The 16,962-nt window shown below is 32.4% G+C and carries 15 protein-coding genes; 7 read left to right on the top strand and 8 right to left on the bottom strand.

Translation table 11 applies throughout. The features are described from left to right. From nqrE to Q1A46_RS09730, 5 genes are read right to left on the bottom strand one after another with little or no spacing between them, the layout of a single operon-like run. Positions 1-741, bottom strand: coding sequence for an NADH:ubiquinone reductase (Na(+)-transporting) subunit E (nqrE, locus tag Q1A46_RS09750; protein ID WP_299677412.1), 741 nt, complete (start codon positions 739-741; stop codon positions 1-3). Between the two features lie 26 nt (positions 742-767). Further along, on the bottom strand, positions 768-1,412 hold the full coding sequence (locus tag Q1A46_RS09745; RefSeq protein ID WP_095074484.1) for an NADH:ubiquinone reductase (Na(+)-transporting) subunit D: 645 nt from the start codon (positions 1,410-1,412) through the stop codon (positions 768-770). Position 1,413: 1 nt separating this feature from the next. Next, on the bottom strand, positions 1,414-2,154 hold the full coding sequence (locus tag Q1A46_RS09740; RefSeq protein ID WP_299677365.1) for a Na(+)-translocating NADH-quinone reductase subunit C: 741 nt from the start codon (positions 2,152-2,154) through the stop codon (positions 1,414-1,416). 2 nt (positions 2,155-2,156) lie between these two features. Then, a complete protein-coding gene (locus Q1A46_RS09735) occupies positions 2,157-3,362 on the bottom strand; it encodes an NADH:ubiquinone reductase (Na(+)-transporting) subunit B (RefSeq protein ID WP_299677361.1) in 1,206 nt (401 codons plus the stop codon). 4 nt (positions 3,363-3,366) lie between these two features. Beyond that, complete coding sequence (locus Q1A46_RS09730) at positions 3,367-4,713, bottom strand: Na(+)-translocating NADH-quinone reductase subunit A (protein WP_299677358.1); 1,347 nt, start codon at positions 4,711-4,713, stop codon at positions 3,367-3,369. 162 nt (positions 4,714-4,875) lie between these two features. Here Q1A46_RS09730 and Q1A46_RS09725 point away from each other — a divergent pair, with 162 nt between their 5' ends. Genes Q1A46_RS09725 through Q1A46_RS09715 form a run of 3 tightly spaced genes read left to right on the top strand, consistent with a single transcriptional unit; the run spans position 4,876 to position 7,641 of the window. Then, on the top strand, positions 4,876-6,093 hold the full coding sequence (locus Q1A46_RS09725) for a DUF5103 domain-containing protein (RefSeq protein WP_299677355.1): 1,218 nt from the start codon (positions 4,876-4,878) through the stop codon (positions 6,091-6,093). Between the two features lie 46 nt (positions 6,094-6,139). Continuing rightward, positions 6,140-6,526 carry a Co2+/Mg2+ efflux protein ApaG gene (apaG, locus tag Q1A46_RS09720; RefSeq protein ID WP_299677352.1) on the top strand — a complete coding sequence of 129 codons (387 nt, stop codon included), beginning with the start codon at positions 6,140-6,142 and terminating at the stop codon, positions 6,524-6,526. Further along, complete coding sequence (locus tag Q1A46_RS09715) at positions 6,526-7,641, top strand: DUF3667 domain-containing protein (RefSeq protein WP_299677349.1); 1,116 nt, start codon at positions 6,526-6,528, stop codon at positions 7,639-7,641. Before apaG ends, Q1A46_RS09715 begins: the two co-directional genes overlap by 1 nt. Here the strand turns inward: Q1A46_RS09715 and Q1A46_RS09710 are convergent. The 3 genes from Q1A46_RS09710 to Q1A46_RS09700 form a co-directional block, all read right to left on the bottom strand. Then, positions 7,633-7,872 carry a hypothetical protein gene (locus tag Q1A46_RS09710; RefSeq protein ID WP_299677346.1) on the bottom strand — a complete coding sequence of 80 codons (240 nt, stop codon included), beginning with the start codon at positions 7,870-7,872 and terminating at the stop codon, positions 7,633-7,635. The genes Q1A46_RS09715 and Q1A46_RS09710 overlap by 9 nt on opposite strands. 96 nt (positions 7,873-7,968) lie before the next feature. Further along, complete coding sequence (locus tag Q1A46_RS09705) at positions 7,969-8,130, bottom strand: hypothetical protein (protein WP_299677343.1); 162 nt, start codon at positions 8,128-8,130, stop codon at positions 7,969-7,971. Between the two features lie 3 nt (positions 8,131-8,133). After that, positions 8,134-8,337 carry an NRDE family protein gene (locus Q1A46_RS09700; protein WP_299677340.1) on the bottom strand — a complete coding sequence of 68 codons (204 nt, stop codon included), beginning with the start codon at positions 8,335-8,337 and terminating at the stop codon, positions 8,134-8,136. Positions 8,338-8,467: 130 nt separating this feature from the next. Here Q1A46_RS09700 and pruA point away from each other — a divergent pair, with 130 nt between their 5' ends. From pruA to Q1A46_RS09680, 4 genes are all read left to right on the top strand, one after another. Beyond that, the gene (gene pruA / locus Q1A46_RS09695; RefSeq protein ID WP_299677337.1) at positions 8,468-10,093 is read left to right on the top strand and encodes an L-glutamate gamma-semialdehyde dehydrogenase; all 1,626 of its coding nucleotides are present in this window, start codon (positions 8,468-8,470) and stop codon (positions 10,091-10,093) included. Between the two features lie 138 nt (positions 10,094-10,231). Continuing rightward, positions 10,232-11,866, top strand: coding sequence for a DUF1800 family protein (locus Q1A46_RS09690; protein WP_299677334.1), 1,635 nt, complete (start codon positions 10,232-10,234; stop codon positions 11,864-11,866). Positions 11,867-11,890: 24 nt separating this feature from the next. Then, the gene (locus Q1A46_RS09685; protein ID WP_299677331.1) at positions 11,891-13,534 is read left to right on the top strand and encodes a DUF1501 domain-containing protein; all 1,644 of its coding nucleotides are present in this window, start codon (positions 11,891-11,893) and stop codon (positions 13,532-13,534) included. 167 nt (positions 13,535-13,701) lie between these two features. Next, positions 13,702-16,926, top strand: a complete 3,225-nt coding sequence (locus Q1A46_RS09680; RefSeq protein WP_299677328.1) for a S41 family peptidase — start codon at positions 13,702-13,704, stop codon at positions 16,924-16,926. Positions 16,927-16,962: the final 36 nt, after the last annotated feature.

The following is a 16,962-nucleotide window of genomic DNA, read 5'->3' as shown; positions in this document are numbered from 1 at the left end:
TTACTTTGTAATTTCTTTAGTGTTATTTGCTAATTTTTCAGCTTTCTTATCTACATCCTCTTTAACCTCTACCTTCACTTCTGCTTTAGTAGTAGCTCCTTCTTTCTTAGGCGCATCGTCTCCACCAGTTAACATTCCACCGAAACTCATGAATCCGATAGCCATTAAACCAGTGATGATAAATGTAATTCCTAATCCTCTTAATGGACCTGGAACTTGAGAATATCTGATTTTCTCACGGATAGCAGCAATTGCTAAAATAGCCAAGAACCAACCGATTCCTGAACCAATTCCGTAAACAAAAGATAATCCTAAAGTTGGAATCTCACGAGACTGCATAAACAGAGAACCTCCTAAAATCGCACAGTTTACAGCGATTAATGGTAAGAAAATACCTAAAGAGTTATATAATGCTGGTGCAAATTTCTCAACAATAATCTCTACTAATTGTACCATAGTAGCAATCGTAGCGATAAACATAATGAATGATAAGAAACTTAAATCATAACCTGCATATTCTTCACCTAACCAAGATAAAGCTCCTGGTTGTAATAAATATTGATCTAATAACCAGTTTACAGGAACTGTTACAGCTAATACGAAAATAACTGCTGCTCCTAAACCTACAGCTGTTGATACTTTTTTAGATACTGCTAAGTAAGAACACATTCCTAAGAACGTAGCAAATACCATGTTATCTATAAATATCGACTTAAAAAATAATTCTATGTACTCTAACATAATTTTTTCTTTTAATGTGTGTTAGACTAATCTTCGATTAATGCTTTATTTCTACTACGTTGTACCCAAATAATGATTCCAACTACGATTAAAGCCATTGGTGATAATAACATAAATCCGTTATTCTCATATCCGATAGCATATAAACCAGTTTTTTCAATTGGATCTCCTAAAACTTTAAATCCTAATAAAGTTCCAGAACCTAACAACTCTCTAAAGAATCCTACAATAATTAAGATTACTGCATAACCTAAAGCATTTCCAATACCATCTAAGAATGATCTCCATGGTCCATTTCCTAAAGCAAATGCTTCGAAACGCCCCATAATAATACAGTTTGTAATAATTAACCCGACGAATACCGATAGTGTTTTACTTAGCTCGTAAGCAAAAGCTTTTAGTACTTGGTCTACTATAATTACTAATGCAGCAACTACAATTAACTGTACGATAATTCTAATTTTTGATGGAATAATATTTCTCATTAATGAGATTACCACGTTACCTACTCCTAATACAAATAATACAGAAATAGACATTACTATTGAAGCTTGTAATTCTGCTGTAATTGCTAAAGCAGAACAAATACCTAATACCTGAATTGTAATCGGGTTATTATCCGCTAACGGATCAGTGATTAGTTTTGCGTCTTTCTTTGATAAAAGTCCCATATTATTTTAATGTTTTAAAGTAAGGCACGTACAATTTCAACTCAGACTTGATCATTGCTGCAACACCGTCACCAGTAATTGTAGCACCTGCAATTGCGTCTACCTCATTATCAGTTTTATCTTCATTTTTAGGATCTGCATTAGATTTAGAAACTGCAATTCCTTTGAATTGACCGTTACTCATTAAATCTTCACCAGCAAAATCATCCATAAAGAAACGTTGCTTAATGTTAGCTCCTAAACCTGGCGTTTCTCCTTTATGATCGAAGAAAACTCCTTGAACTACCATATTTTTATCCATTGCAACATATCCCCAAATTGCATCCCAAAGACCTTTACCTCTAATTGGAGCGATGTAAGACATTTTACCATCTTTAGAACCTATAAATAATGGTAATCTTCTTACTTTACCATCTTTAGCTGCAGCCTGTTCTTTTTTAACATCAATTAAAAAAGCTTCATTATCTTCAGAAATCTTATCTCCTTCAATAACTAACTGCTTCTCGATATGTTTTTTAAACACCTCTTTTACTTGATCTTTAGATATAAATGTAACGCTAGTTCCTTCGTTTTCATTTACACCCATAGCGTATAAGATGTTTTGTTGTTTTTCTATTTTCTTATTAGCATCAATCATTGGACGCAACGATGACGCTGTAAAAGCTAACAACGCACCTACTACTAACACCATTCCGATGGCGAATAGTACTGTATATGAATTACTATCTGTCTTATTACTCATAATTAAGCAGTTTTAACTTTAGCACGTTTTAATCTCTTCTTCACATTACCTTGAACTACGTAATGGTCAATTGTTGGAGCAAATACGTTCATTAATAAAATCGCTAAGAATACTCCTTCTGGGTAAGCTGGATTGAATACACGAATCATAATCGAAATAAATCCAATTAAGAAACCATAAATCCACTTTCCTTTATTAGTTTGTGAAGCCGTTACTGGATCTGTTGCCATATATACAGCACCAAATGCTAAACCTCCAATCATTAAATGATCATACCAAGAAGCACTCATTAACCCGTAAAACTTACTTGTATCTGCAATAATTCCATTACTTGCAACTGCATTAAAGATTAATCCCATTACTGCTGCTCCTAAAAAAGTTGAAACGATAACTCTCCAACTACCAATCTTCGTAAAGATTAAGAATGCAGCTCCTAATAAGATTAAGAATGTAGAAGTTTCTCCTACAGAACCAGGAATAAATCCGAAAAATTTCTCGAACATTGAGTATACTGCTTCCTGATTTTGTGCATAACTACCTAAAATAGTTTCACCAGAAATAGCATCTGCACTACCTGCTCTGTTTACGGCATCGTGAACCCATACTTTATCTCCAGACATCCAAGTTGGATATGCAAAGAATAAAAATGCACGAATAGTTAATGCTGGGTTTAAAATATTCATTCCAGTTCCTCCAAATACTTCTTTACCAATAACAACTCCAAAAGCAACTGCTACAGCAAGCATCCACAATGGTAAATCTACTGGTACGATTAACGGAACTAACATTCCTGTTACTAAATAACCTTCTTCAATTTCGTGTCCTTTAATGATACAGAAAACGAATTCTATTGCTAAACCTACAACATAAGATACTATTACAAGTGGTAATACTTTAATTGCTCCTATCCATAAGTTTGATAAACTCCAAAAGTTACCGCTAAAAAAACCTGTAACTCTTTCTACTTCACCAGTAGCTAAGTGATGTTGGTAACCTGCATTTAACATACCGAATAATAAACATGGAATTAAAGCCATGATTACAGTATTCATTGTACGTTTTAAATCATCTGCTGCCTTAATGTGAGTTCCTCCATGAGTAGTCTCATTTGGCAAGTATAAAAAAGTATGGAAACCATTAAATAGTGGCGCTATTTTTTTTCCTTTATACTTTTCTTTTAAGTTATGTAAATTTTGTTTTAAGCTCATAATCTTATCCTAATTCTTTCATCATCAAATCTAATCCTTCACGAATAATCTTTTGATGTGGTTGTTTTGATACACAAATAAACTCTGTTAAAGCAAAATCTTCTGGCGCAACTTCATAAGCTCCTAGACCTTCCATTTCATCAAGATCTTTATACATACAAGCTTTTAATAATTGCATCGGATAGATATCTAACGGAAAAACTTCCTCATAAGCTCCTGTTACTACAAATGCTCTATGTTCTCCGTTAGTATTAGTATTTAAATCATACTTTTTCTTAGGAGTTAACCAAGAAAAAGTTAATGCTCTGGAAGTAGAAATTTTATTAAACACTGGTTTATTCCAACCGAAGAACTCATAGTCGTCTCCTTCAGGAATAGCAGTAACTTGGTTATCATAAAAACCTAAAAATCCATCTTCGCTTACTTCTAAACCAGATAAAACGTTACCACTAATAACTCTTGTGTTATCGTTATTTAAGTTTCCTTTTACTACATCAGAAATTTGTGCTCCAGCAATTACAGAAACATATTTAGGTTCGTTTATTTTAGAACCAGTTAATGCAACTTTTCTTGTAACATTTAACTTACCTGTTAAAAGTAACTCACCTATTACAACTAAATCTTGTGGAGTAACCACCCATACAACCTCGCCTTTGTTAATTGGATTAACTTGTGCAATTTGAGTACTTACATTTCCTACTGGATGTGGTCCTTTAACATTATGTAACTCTACTCCTTTAGTTGATGCTAGAGGTGATTTAGCAGAACCAACAGAAACGTGAACTTTACCTTCAGTTAATTTTGTTAATGCAGTTAAAGCAGCATTTAATTCAGCTTCTTTACCTTCTAAAACATAATCGTAATCTGCAGCTAAAGGCGCACTGTTATATCCTGATACAAAGATTGCTTTTGGTGCTTGATTTGGATTAGCAACAACATCATACGGACGCTGCTTGATAAAAGGCCAGCATCCAGAAGCAAATAGGTGATTTTTTATCTCTTCACCAGACATTGCATCTACATCTACCTTACCAAAGTCTTTATGATCTTGCCTTCCGTTAGTTGTAATTTTTATCTCTAAAACTTTTCTACGAGCTCCACGAACAATCTCTGTCACTTTACCACTTACAGGACTAGGAAATAAAATACGCTCGTCACTTTTATCGTAAAAAAGTGCCTCACCTGCCTTTACTTCTGTTCCTTCTTTTGCTAAAATTTTAGGGATAACGCCGTGAAAATCATCTGGCTTTACAGCAAAAACACTACCTAATGGAAGTTCGGTAGTTACCTGCTTTGCTTCGCCAACGAGCTTTATATCAAGCCCTTTTTTTATACGGATGTCTTTTGACATAGTAACTAATGTATTTGATTTTCTTAAAAAACACGCAAATTTAATTATTTTATAATCGACCAAGTAGTGAATTAAGAGTATATCTTACAATCACCCTCTTATTTATATTTGTTCTAAATAAAACAATTGTTCTTTGGCTTACATTTTGATATTTTTGTTAACATGAAAAAAATCATTGTTTTTTTAAATCTATTTTTAGTATTCATTTTTAATACAGAAGCTCAAGAAATTAAAACCATCCAACTAAAACCAAGAGGAAATAAAAATCCAGCTCCAATCGCAAGATTAGGCTCTGTTTTAGAATTATCTTTTGATGACTTAGAAGCCGATAACAAAGAATATCAGTACAAAATTCAACACATGACTTACGACTGGAAACCTAGCAATCTTCAGTCTAATCAATACATAAATGGTTTCGATCAAAATTACATTATAGATGTTACAAACTCATTTAACACACTACAAAACTACACTCATTACAAACTCACTATACCAAATCAAAACACTACAATCACCAAAAGTGGCAACTATTTACTATCCATTTTAAATGACTACGATGAAGTTGTATTTACACGAAGATTTGTTTTATATGAAGACATAACTACTGTAGGTGTAAATGTCATTAGAAGTAGAAACACAAAAACAGTAAACACCCAACAAACTGTTCAATTTATTGTAAACCATGAAAATTTATTCATTAATAATCCTAGTCAAGAAATAAAAGTTCAGCTTTTACAAAACAACATATGGGAAACAGCCGTGACTAACTTAGTTCCTTTGTTTATAAGAAACAATCAACTTGTATATAACAACACTATAAAAACAAATTTCTGGGGAGGAAATGAATACTTCAATTTTGATAATAAATATATTAGAAACACCAATGTAAATATCATAAAAACAGAAAGAAGAGATCTTTTCCATAATTACCTGTATCCTAACATAGAAAGAAACGATAGGCCTTACACATATTTTCCAGACATCAATGGACAATTTACTATCAGAACTTTAGATGCTGAAGATGAAGCTTCAGAAGCCGATTATGCTATGATGCATTTTTCACTAGAAGTATACCAACCTTATAATAAAGATGTTTATGTGTATGGGGCTTTTAATGATTTTAAATTAGAAGGAGAAAATAAAATGACCTATAATTCTGATGAAGAAATTTATGAAGCAAAAATCCTTTTAAAACAAGGGTTTTACAACTACACTTATGTCACAGTAGACACTAATGGGAAAGTAGATCCTACAGAAATTAACGGATCTTTTTTTCAAACAGAAAATGTCTACAATGCTATAATTTACTACAGACCTTTTGGTGGTATTTTTGATAGAGTAATTGGTGTTGGACTTGGATACTTTGATCAAAACAGGTAATTTGCACCAAATTGCTATTGTAAATAAAAAGCAGTATATTTAATATATGTTTCAGCAGATCACGAAGGGAATTAAAATATCAGTTAAAACCGCATTCAATGGTACTATCTACAGAGGGTATATGCAACATTACGCCTTCAGTTATTTTGTTACTATAAAAAATAACTCTAAAGAAACTGTACAGTTACTAGAGCGTTTTTGGACAATTTTTGACGCCTTAAATGACACTGAATATGTAGAAGGAGAAGGTGTTGTTGGGCAAATGCCAATAATAAAACCTAATGAAGAATACAATTACAGATCTAACTGCTTTTTACTTTCTTCTGTTGGATCTATGACAGGAAAATATAAAATGATTAATACCGAAACTCTTGAAGAGTTTTTAGTAAACATACCAACTTTTCAACTAACAACTACACCGACGCTAAATTAATGTCGAAAAAAAATCAACCAATTAAAAGTAACGAACCTAACTGCTTAAATTGCGGTTACGAATTCGAAGGACATGAATTATTTTGCCCTGCATGCGGACAAAAAAACAAAGATAAACGTATAACTTTTGGAAGCTTTGTTAAAGAAGTTTTTGCTGGATTCTTTTCTTGGGATGCTAAATTTTGGAGAACACTTAGCCCCTTATTATTCAACCCAGGTAAAGTTTCAAAAGACTATATAGAAGGTAAACGAATTAAATACAGCAATCCTTTCCGTTTTTATTTAACCACTTCCGTTTTATTTTTTCTACTTATTGGGTTAAACAATACTATTAAAGAATATCGAAAGTTATCATCTACAGATGTAAAAACCGAGAAAAAAGTAACCGTGAAACAAGTTTCCGATTCAATAAAAAAAGAAATCGAAACCAATAAAAAACAATATATAAACGCTGGAATCGGAAGTTTTAAAGAAGGCTTACAAGCCGGCATGAGAGAAAGTATACAGGATGAAACAAAAGGGGTTACTTATACTGCAGACAGTATTAAAAAACCAAATAGTTTTGATAGCTTTATAAAATTCAACACTAAGAATCCTAAGTTATCCATAGATGAAGCTTTAGACAGTTTAAATGTTGAAAAAAACTTCGGAAACCGACTTAAATATTCAAAAGCAAAAACTTTTGCATCAATTATTAATGATGGAGATGGTGTTAAATCTTTTCTAGATAATTTAGTCTCTAAGACATCTGTTGCTTTATTTATTTTATTACCAATTTTCGCTTTATTTTTTAAGCTAATTTACATTCGAAGAAAATTCACCTATGTGGAACATTTAGTCTTTATATTCCATATTCAAACTGTCTTTTTTATCGTTTTTATTTTGTTTGTTTTATTTGATATCACCATGCATAAACAAATGGAAGTTAATGGATCTACTGTAATTTCAACACTCATTTTTGCTTTTATGATTTATCTTTTCATAGCCATGAAAAGATTTTACAAACAAGGTTTTTTAAAAACTTTGATAAAATACTTTTTTGTGAATTTTACTTTTATGATGCTTGCAAGTTTAGGGATGTCAGTTTTAACAGTAATAACCTTTATGTTAAACTAACACACTAGATATTGCTTCTGTAACATAATCGACATATTTTAAAGAAACCTCTTCTTTAATTTTTAGTATAGAAGTAGTAGAAACTGTTTCAACATTTTCTCGCTTCATTTTAATTGAAGTTTCAGAAGTTCCTAAGTTTTCATTTTGGTGAAAACTCAATATTGATTTTTGATTAAATTTTTCATTATCCGTAAGCCAATCAGCAAACCAAAGTTTTCTTTGTTGCTTCATTTCAGCATTGTACAACGTTGAACTTGACCAAATATGTGGTTCTTGAGATAATTTTTTAAATATTTTTTTCTCTGCAGTCCAAACTAACTCATAAGCTTATAACCCATTATTCCAGTCAACTAAAACAATTGTAAATGGCTCTATATTATTTAAATCTAAATTTTCAACATACTCTACAGCATTATCAGAAATTAATAATTGCTTTACTATAATCCCTCTACTATGCCTATACTTACTCTTCTTAACATAATTTTCCAATCCTCAATTTAACAAACAAACTAAACGATCTTTTCCACTTATTTCAACCCAAGCACCCCTAGCTAAACTATCTTTTGGATAAAACAACTCTACATTATCTTCGACATATTTTTGAGGCTCTATGGTATTTCTCTTCGGATCTTCATATCTGTTAGACGTTAAAATAAAATCATTATTCCCAAATGGTAAGTAAGCAACTGTACACATTTAATTTCCCTTTAAAAATAGATTATTCCTTTTTTAGTAGCATTATAAAAACTATCATTACAAAAAGATCTAAAAATTGTAACTTTGTTACACCAAAATTATCATATATAAATTCAATACACAAACAACCATGGGAAAAGGATTTTTCAATGTACCTATAGCTGTAAATGAACCTGTAAAAGCTTATGCTCCTGGTTCTCCAGAAAGAGAAAGCGTTTCTGCACAATATAAAGCATACTTTAACGGATCTGTTGACGTACCAATGTATATTGGAAGTGAAGAAATCAGAACAGGAAATACTAAAAACATGACTCCTCCACACGATCACCAACACGTTGTTGGTCAGTATCACGTAGGAGATAAGTCACATGCGCAAAAAGCTATAGACTCTGCTTTAGAAGCTCGTAAAGACTGGGCTCAAATGCCATGGGAACAAAGAGCAGCAATATTTTTACGTGCGGCTGAATTAATTGCAGGTCCTTACCGTGCAAAGATTAATGCGGCGACAATGATTGCTCAATCTAAAACTATTCACCAAGCTGAAATTGATGCGGCATGTGAATTAATTGACTTTTTACGTTTTAACGTAGAATATATGTCTGATATTTACAACGAACAGCCTAATTCTGATGATGGAATTTGGAACAGAGTTGAATACAGACCTTTAGAAGGATTTGTTTACGCAATCACTCCATTTAATTTTACTGCAATTGCAGCTAACTTACCTGCATCAGCTGCTATGATGGGGAACACAGTAGTTTGGAAACCTTCTGACAGTCAAATTTTTTCTGCTAAAGTAATTGTAGATATTTTTAAAGAAGCTGGTGTTCCAGATGGAGTTATTAATGTAATTTACGGTGATCCAGTTGAAATTACTGAAGTTGTATTATCTTCTCCTGATTTTGCTGGTTTACACTTTACAGGATCAACTTTTGTTTTCAAAGAATTATGGAAAAAAATCGGAGAAAACATTCACACATACAAAACTTACCCAAGAATTGTAGGAGAAACTGGTGGTAAAGATTTTATCGTTGCACACCCTTCTGCAAACCCAAAACAAGTAGCAACAGGTATTTCTCGTGGAGCATTTGAATTCCAAGGACAAAAATGTTCTGCTGCTTCTAGAGTTTATTTACCTAAATCTATTGCTGATGAAGTTTTAGGTTACGTAAAAGAAGATATTGCTTCTTTTAAAATGGGATCTCCAGAAGACATGAGCAACTTTATCACTGCTGTAATTCATGAAGGATCTTTTGATAAGTTAGCTAAGTATATCGACCAAGCTAAAGCTGATGATGATGCTGAAATTTTCGCTGGTGGTAATTACGATAAATCTAAAGGTTACTTTATTGAGCCAACAGTAATCTTAGCTAAAAACCCAAAATACACGACTATGGCTACTGAATTATTCGGACCTGTAGTTACTATTTATGTTTATGAAGATGCTGATTGGGCTAAAACATTAGAATTAGTTGACGGAACTTCTGAATATGCATTAACTGGAGCTATTTTCTCTACAGACAGATATGCAATTGCTGAAGCTACTAAAGCTTTAGAGAACTGTGCTGGTAACTTCTATGTTAATGATAAACCAACAGGAGCTGTTGTAGGACAACAACCATTTGGAGGGGCTAGAGCATCTGGAACAAACGATAAAGCTGGTTCTGCACAAAACTTATTACGTTGGGTGTCTCCAAGATTAATCAAAGAAACTTTTGTTTCTCCTACTGATTACAGATATCCATTCTTAGGTTAAGATTTAACTTAAAGATTATAAATTTAAAAAGACCAGAAATATTTCTGGTCTTTTTTCGTTTATAACAAAAATGTTATTAATTTTATAACTGATATTTAATACATAAAATATTACATATCAACACTTAATCCCCATAACATGAATTATTTAGATCAGCATTCTGAACCATTAGGTTTGAGAAAAGCTAAGCATTTATTACGTAGAACATCTTTTGATTATAGTAAAGAAACTTTACAACAATTTGCCTCTTTAACTCCAGAAGAAGCTTTTAATCTATTAATCACTAGTCAAAACAATCTTTGGCCTGAGCCTTATGATCCTAGACCTGAAACTGCTCCTGATGGAAATTGGACATCTTCTACAGAACATCCAAATACCTTTGATGGACATTTCAGAAAAAGAAGAATTATAACTTCTTGGTGGTGGTATAATGGAATGAATCAGAATTCTTTAATTCAGAAAATGACCTTCTTCTTACACACGTCGTTTACTGTTTCTAAAGATGATGGTTCTGGTTTTTCAACTAATTTTTACGATCATCTTTTACTTTTAGAAAAATTCGCATTAGGAAATCTTAAAACATTATCAAAAAAAATCACTTTTGATAATTCTATGTTAGATTTTTTAGACAACACTCAAAATAACGCTAACAATCCTAATGAAAATTATGCTAGAGAATTCTTAGAACTTTTTACAATTTTAAAGGCTGAACAAATTGGAAGTGGGGATTACACAAACTATACAGAATTAGATGTTCAGCAAGCAGCAAAAGTTTTCTCTGGAATAAAAATTCAAACAGACAGAAGCTTAATTGATATTGACACAAACATACCAAAAGGTAGAATAGATGTTAATAGACATGATAAAGAGAACAAAACGTTTAGCCACGCTTTTGACAACACTACCATCATAGGAAGTGATACAGAAATTGGTATTGTACAAGAGCTTAGCGATTTTGTAGAAATGGTATTTAGTAAAGAAGCTACTGCTATTTCATTTATTAGAAAGCTTTACAGATATTTCGTTAAGAGTGAATGGAATGACACCATAGAAGAAAACGTGATTAAACCACTAGCCACAGAATTAAAAGATGGTGATTATGAAATTCTTCCAATCTTAAAAAAGCTTTTAACATCTAATCATTTTTATGATTTAGATGACACTAATGCTAACGATAACATTATTGGTAGTATTATAAAAAGTCCTTTACAGCTAATCAATGAAATTATTTCATTCTTTAAAATGGAGATTCCTGACCCAGCAACTGAAGTTGAAGATTTTTATCAATTCTTCAATTTTGTTCATAGCATTTATTTAGCCTCTGGAGGAATGCTATTATGGTCTCCTGATTCTGTTGCCGGATATCCAGCACATTATCAAAGTCCAGATTTCGACAGACATTGGTTTTCTTCTAATACCGTTTTAGCTAGATATAAACTTATTGAAAGTTTATTGACCGGACGAAACAAAATACGATTCAACAACAATATTAGAGTAGAAATAAATATTGTTGATTTTATTGATAATAACATAACCGAACCTTTATTAGCAAATGAACTAATTACTGAATTAGCGAGCTTTTTATATCCTGAAGATATTAGTGATGAAAGAGTTGCTTATTTCGCTCAAAATTTACTTGAAGGATTCCCAGATTATTACTGGACAGACGCTTGGTTACAATATAAAAACACTGGCGATGATACAGTTGTAAAAACTAGATTACACGCATTAATTATACAAATGATAAATGCACCAGAATTTCAATTAATGTAATACTCTATCCCCAAAACTTACATCATGAAAAGAAGAAACTTTATAAAACTAGCCACAGCTACCTCTGCTCTTGGATTAATGCCTTTCGAAATTAATGCATTACTAAAAACAGTAGATTTACCAATAGATTGTGGAGACATATCAAATAGAAAGTTAGTATTAGTAAACTTAGTTGGAGGAAATGATGGTTTAAATACAACTATCCCAATAAATGAATACGACAAGTATGCTAATTTAAGACCAACAATAAAAATTCCTAACTCAGGAGCTAATAGTTTTATCACTTTAGATTCTACGTTATCAGGAAACAGACAATTAGGTTTACACCCAGCCCTTACTGGATTTAAATCTTTATATGATGCTGGTGAACTTAGAATTTTACAATCTGTAGGATATCCATCTCAAAATAAAAGTCATTTTGCCTCAAAAGATATTTACTCTACAGGAAACGATGGAAATAGCTGGAATAATGGAAATGACTCTGGTTGGATTGGGCGATTCATGGAGAAGTTTTATCCAGAAGAAACAGAAGCAGCGTATCCTTTAGGTGTACAAATGGGATCTTCTAAAACTGAATTAGGGTTCCATGGAGCAGAAGAACACGGACTTTCAATAAACATAACTGGGCAAGATCCAGCTGGTTTTTTTACTGAAATTAGTAGTTTAGGTGGTGATCCACCTTCAACTATTCCTAGTAGTGACTTTGGTACTGAATTAAGCTATATTATTGATGTAAACAAAACTTCAAACAAATACTCTAAGGCTATTTCCGATGCTTTTGACCGAGGTAAAAATGCCGTTTCTGCTACTTACGAAGACAACGACTTATCTAATCAATTAAAAACTGTTGCTCGTTTAATTAGTGGTGGATTACAATCTAAAGTATATCTAGTTAGTATTGGTGGATTCGACACTCATGACAGTCAAATAGAAACCAATGGTGATGTTAAAGGAAAACACCAAGAACTTTTAAGCGAAGTATCATCTGCAATTACTACATTCATAAAAGATGTTAATGAACAATCTTTAGGAGACGACATAGTAGGGTTAACATATTCTGAATTCGGTAGAAAAGCTAAAGAAAATGGAAATTTAGGAACTGATCATGGAGAAATTGCTCCAATGTTTATTTTCGGAAAACCAGTTAATGGTGGTGTATCTGGTGTTAATGTAGATTTATCAGAAGCTACAGATGATAATAATTACCAGATAGAAACTATACAATTTGATTATCGACAAACGATAGCGACTTTATTACAAGATTATCTAGGAGCATCAGACACAGTTATAGATAATACTTTTTTCAATCATAGTAATAATCAAAGTTTTAAAGACCAAAAAATACCTGAATTAATAAAAGATTCGCATTCTATTGCCACAGGCTGTATAGTTGACACTAGCATTCCTGATGGAGATAGTAATGGCAAAAAATGGTTTGTTTACCCAAATCCTTTTACAGATAAATTAAACCTCAATACTTTACAAGAAGAACTACCTGGAGTAAATTATAAACTTTATAACTACAGAGGTAAATTAGTTGCACAAGGAGCGAAACAATCTATAAATAATACTGTATTGATAGATATGCCGAATTTGGCATCTGGAATTTACTTTTTACAAGTAGAAAGTGGTGGTGTAACAGAAAATCATAAAGTATTTAGATTATAAAATTCTAATCTACAACATCAAACAAAAAATCACATGCTAAAAGACAACTTATACGAGTTGTCTTTTTTTTATCATTAACTTTTTTTTAACTAACCTTAATCTAAATTACTCGTCTTATATTCTGTACTTTACAGTAACAACTTTTATTTATAACCAAACGAATTCTAATGAGAAAGCATTTAAGAGTAATCTTATTACTATTGTCTTTATCAACTTTAACTGCAATAGCTCAAGAAACAAGATTGCTAAGACAACCAACTATTTCAAAAAACCAAATTACATACACCTATGGAGGTGATGTTTGGACAACAAATTTAACAACCAACCAAACTACTCGATTAACTTCAACTCAAGCCGTAGAAAGTTACCCTTATATTTCTCCTGATGGAAAATGGGTTGCTTTTACTTCAAATCGTTTTGGCAGAAACGATATATTTATCGTTCCAACTTCAGGAGGAGAAGCTAAAAGATTAACCTGGCATCCTTCAGGATCAAGTGTACGTGGTTGGACTAATGACGGAAAGAACATCCTTTTCGCTTCTCCAAGAAATACAGCTCCGAAATCTTACAATAAACTATACACTATTTCTGTTAAAGGTGGTCCAGCAACAAAAGTTTCAGATCAATGGGCTTTTTCAGGTTCATACAATTCTAACGAAAATAAAATAGCTATAGATAGGATGTCTCGTTGGGATACAGAATGGAGAGATTATCGTGGAGGCCAAAATACTCCTTTAATTATTTTAGACCTTAAATCTCAAAAAGAGATTTTAATCCCAAATAAAAAAACAACCGATAAACAACCTGTTTGGATTAAAGATAAAATTTATTTCCTTTCAGACAGAACTCATACAGCTAATATTTGGTCGTATGATATAAACACAAAAACAGTTAATCAAATCACTAAATTTAAAGGAACTGCAGTAAAATCCTTAAATGGTGATACAGAACAATTAATCTTTGAACAAAACGGCTACCTACACACTTTAAACCTTAACTCAAAAAAGGTTACAAAACTAAAAATAGAATTAAAAGGAGATTTTCCTTGGACGGCTACTAAGTGGGAAAACGTTAACTCTAGAGTAGATTTTGCTAGTATTTCTCCTAATGGAAAAAGAGTTTTAATGAGCGCAAGAGGAGATATCTTTACTGCTCCTGTTGAATTTGGTGATTCTAGAAACATTTCTCAATCTTCAGGCGCAGCAGATAGAGCTCCAATATGGTCTCCTAAAGGAAACAAAATTGCTTGGTTTACAGATAAAGACGGTAAAGGTTATGCACTTCATATTACAAACCAAGATGGTAGCATTGTAAACAAAACAATTTCGATAGGTGTTTCTAAAATGGCTTGGAATCCTGTTTGGTCACCTGATGGAAAACACATTGCATTTACTGATGATGACACTAGAATTAGAGTTGTAAATCTTGAAACTAAAAAAGTTCAAACTATAGATAATGCAGGAACTAATCTTGAAAGAGGACGATTAGGTGTAACTTGGTCTCCGGATTCTAACTGGTTAGCTTATGCAAAAGCGGGAGACAACTCTTTACGACAAATAAAAATTTGGTCTGTAAAAACTGGAAAAACAATAGCAATCACTAATAATTTTGCTGATTCTTTCTCGCCTGCTTGGGATTTAGACCATAAACATCTTTATTTTCTTGCTAGTACAGATTTGGCCTTACGATCAGGATGGGCTAACACAAGCTCTATGACTGCAAGACCAAATTATGCTGCCTATATTGTTAATCTGAATGAAAAAGACAGTTCTCCTTTTAAAGCTAAAAGCGACGAAGAAGCTGTAAAAGAAGAAACTAAAAAAGAAAAAACACCTAGTAAAAAAGGAGATAAGAAAGAGAAAAAAAACAAAAAAGAAGTTGTCATTAATTTTAATGATATTGCTAGAAGAATTCTACCATTACCAATGCCAAATGGCTCTTATTTTTCTATAACAGCTGGACCTAGTGGATCTGCTTTTATTTCTGATAGAGAAGCTGTTTATAAATTTGATTTAAAGAAATTGAAATCAAAAGAGTTTGGAAAAAGAATACGTATTCGTGCAATTTCTCCTAACGGAAAACACATGCTTCTTTCTTCTAGAAGAACTTGGAAAGTAATTAAAACTACAGCTCCAAATGCAAAAGCTGCTAAAACTGTGAAAATCGACTTTAACATGAAGTTAGATAGACTTAGCGAATGGAATCAAATGTTTGAGGAAGCATGGAGATATGAACGTGATTATTTTTACGACCCTAATTTACATGGAAGAAACTGGAACACTGTATACAAAAGGTATCAACCTTTAGTAAAACACATAAAACATCGTTCTGATTTAAACTATATCTTAGATCAAGTTAACGGAGAATTATCTGTTGGACATAGTTTTGTTCGTGGTGGAGATTTCCCTAAAACAGATCGCTCATCTGGCGGTTTATTAGGTGCTGATTTTAACATCAAAAATAATAGATGGCAAATTCAACGAATTTATACTTCTGAAAGTTGGAACCCAGGATTAAACGGACCTTTAGATCAACCTGGAATGAACATTAAAGAAGGTTATTATTTAGTTGGAATTAACAATAACGAAATTACTTCAAAAGATAATATTTATCAGTTTTTAGATGGAACCGCAAACAAACAAACTGTGATTCATATTAATTCTAAACCTACCTTTGAAGGTGCCTGGAAAGAAATTGTTAAACCAATTAGAAGTGAAAATTCTTTAAGACAAAGAACTTGGGTTGAAGATAATCGTCGTTTAGTTGATAAATTATCTGGTGGAAAACTAGCCTATATTTGGGTACCAAACACAAGTGGCGCTGGTTTTGTTTCTTTCAATAGATATTTCTTTGCTCAACAAGATAAAGAAGGTGCTGTTATTGACGAACGTTTTAACGGCGGTGGTTTATTAGATGACTATATGGTAGACTTAATGACAAGAAAACCTAGAGCTGCACTTACAAACGAAGTTCCAAATGGAAAACCAATGCGTTTACCAGCAGGAATTTTAGGACCTAAAGTTTTATTAATAAACGAACTTGCAGGTTCTGGAGGAGATTATTTCCCTTGGGTTTTCAGACAACAAAAGGCTGGTTTGTTAATCGGTGCAACAACTTGGGGAGGTTTAGTAAAATCCTCTACTCATTATCGTTTAATTGATGGCGGTTCTCTTACTGCTCCTGACAATGCCGTTTTTGATCCTGTAAAAAATGAATGGATTGCTGAAAACACAGGCGTAGCTCCAGACATTTTTGTACGCCAAGATGCTTTATCTCTTTCTCAAGGTAAAGATCCTCAATTAGAACGCGCAGTAAAAGAGGCATTAAAACAACTAAAAGGAAATTTAAAAATTACTGTACCTAAATTTCCAACACCAACAAAATCGAACTAATAATCAATTAGATTATAAATAAAAAAACCAGAGTTT

Source organism: uncultured Tenacibaculum sp. (assembly GCF_947502995.1).
GTDB lineage: Bacteria > Bacteroidota > Bacteroidia > Flavobacteriales > Flavobacteriaceae > Polaribacter.
This window is presented reverse-complemented; position numbering and strand designations above follow the sequence as displayed.